The following is a 2009-nucleotide window of genomic DNA, read 5'->3' as shown; positions in this document are numbered from 1 at the left end:
AAAATTTCTGCTCCGTCATTTCTTCGGATGCGACACTCGTCTTCTCTCATCGCAAGGTGAGTAGGCCGTGGGAACTACCCCCACAGCCCCTCCTAGAACGGAACGTGAGCCTCTCGACTCATTCCGCTCCCGCTAAACCATCGACCCCCTCATTCCTGCCCGCCAATGGGCAAACAAATAGCTATGAGATTTGGCAATGTTTTCCATAAACCTGCCCGCTCTCGTCTTTCGTCTCTGTAGCTTTTTGTACTTGTGCCTCGCCCACCAGATCAACGCTTTGTTAACCTGTCGGAAGACTCTGTACAGCTCCGATCGATAGAAACAACCGTAGTAATTGATCCAACCCGTCAGGATTGGATTAATCCATCTGGCTATTTCAACAAGACTTAAATCTGTTCGCTTACGGATACCCAACATCCTGATCTTCTTGATCATTGCCTTCTGCGCACCCCTACTAGCTGCTGGAGAGAAGCTGAGGAAAAGACTTTGTCGTTTCCTGTTCAGCACCCACCTCGGCCTGAAGGTGTAACTCAGAAAGTCAAAGCTGGTGTGTTGAGACTGCCCCTTACGAGAACCATCCTTGCAGTAGACAATTTTGGTCTTCTCAGGATGCAACTCAAGTCCACATTCTGCAAACCTGTCCCGTAGTGCCGACAGCATACCCTGAGCCTCTTCTTCACTTCGACAGTGCGCCAGCCCATCGTCTGCATACCTGCACCATTTCACATGCGGATAGTGCTTCTGCATCCATTTATCGAATACGTAATGGAGAAACAGATTTGCTAACACCGGACTGATAACACCTCCCTGAGGTGTGCCTTGTGTACGTTCTATACACTCACCACTCTCATTGATCATTGGCGCTTTCAGCCACCGCTCTATGTAGAGTAACAGCCATTTGCAGCGGGTGTGTTTGCTCACCGCCTTCATCAGCAATTCATGTGAAATGTTGTCGAACAGTCCTTTGATATCAAATTCCAGAACCCAGTCCTGATGCCAGCATCGTTTTCTTGTAACACGTATGGCATCAATTGCCGATTTACCCGGCCTGTACCCATAGGAATCCCTGAGAAAGAATGGTTCTACCAAAGGCTCAAAGTAGAGCTTGGCAACCATCTGGGCTATTCGGTCGGATATCGTTGGGATACCCAGTAACCGTTTTCCCCCTGACTTTTTGGGTATGGGGACCGCTTTGACAGCAGGAGGGAAGTAACTCCCTGCTGTCATGCGGTTCCAGATTTTGTATAGGTTGTTCTTTAAGTCTTTCTCAAACTCGGCCATTGACTCCCTGTCAATACCCGCTGCCCCTTTATTAGCTTTCACCAACTGATAGGCTTTGACGACTTGCCATTTGTCGATGTTGAATCGATGTGTACCTGTCACGATATCTCCTCCTGTTTTCGCAGTTGGATACCCGACAGATACCGTTTAACACTGCCCCTTCGCTCCATACTCATTACAAGTATTTCTACACTAATACGGGCAGTTCCGCCCCAGTGCCAGACATTGGTACTCTCACGCTTATCACTTTGATGACTTGCGTTTCTCCCTTGGCAGTCTGACGACTGGTTCCCACAGTTCCTGAGAGGAGCCTGGAATGAGATCACGCCCACTTTACACCGGACACCACTTACACGGCCTTCGGAGCAACCTGTAAATTGATCACCAACCTTAGACGCTGCTGGCTTTTGATGTCGAATCTCTGGTTTACGATGCGTCATCATGGGTTCGATAACTCGTCTTCTCATTCCTCACCTGCACACCTGATCGGTGCACGTCTCTTCAACGCTCACCACGAGCACTCTTAATGCACGCAGCTTGAAGTGGTTTGAAGCCGACTTCCGACAGTAGACTTCGGTGGGCCATACCACCATCTCCTCCCAAGCTTAGCCACAGTTCTGTTGCATTATCCTTATGCAGCCAGTCCGTGTGCCTGTGGCACACCATCGAGTTTCCAGTGAAGCTTATTCTCGATGTGTCACTCTGCCATTGGTTCAGCTTCTCCAAAG

2 protein-coding genes are annotated in these 2009 nt (G+C 49.3%); both read right to left on the bottom strand.

Going from position 1 to position 2009, the window contains the following annotated elements:
• Positions 1-132: 132 nt before the first annotated feature.
• On the bottom strand, positions 133-1383 hold the full coding sequence (gene ltrA, locus KDK16_RS10335) for a group II intron reverse transcriptase/maturase (RefSeq protein ID WP_257275994.1): 1251 nt from the start codon (positions 1381-1383) through the stop codon (positions 133-135).
• A gap of 399 nt (positions 1384-1782) precedes the next feature.
• Positions 1783-2009: hypothetical protein (locus tag KDK16_RS10330; protein ID WP_257275992.1), on the bottom strand; the 227-nt coding region annotated here is incomplete at its 5' end.

This window comes from Endozoicomonas sp. SESOKO4 (genome assembly GCF_024606275.1).
This window is presented reverse-complemented; position numbering and strand designations above follow the sequence as displayed.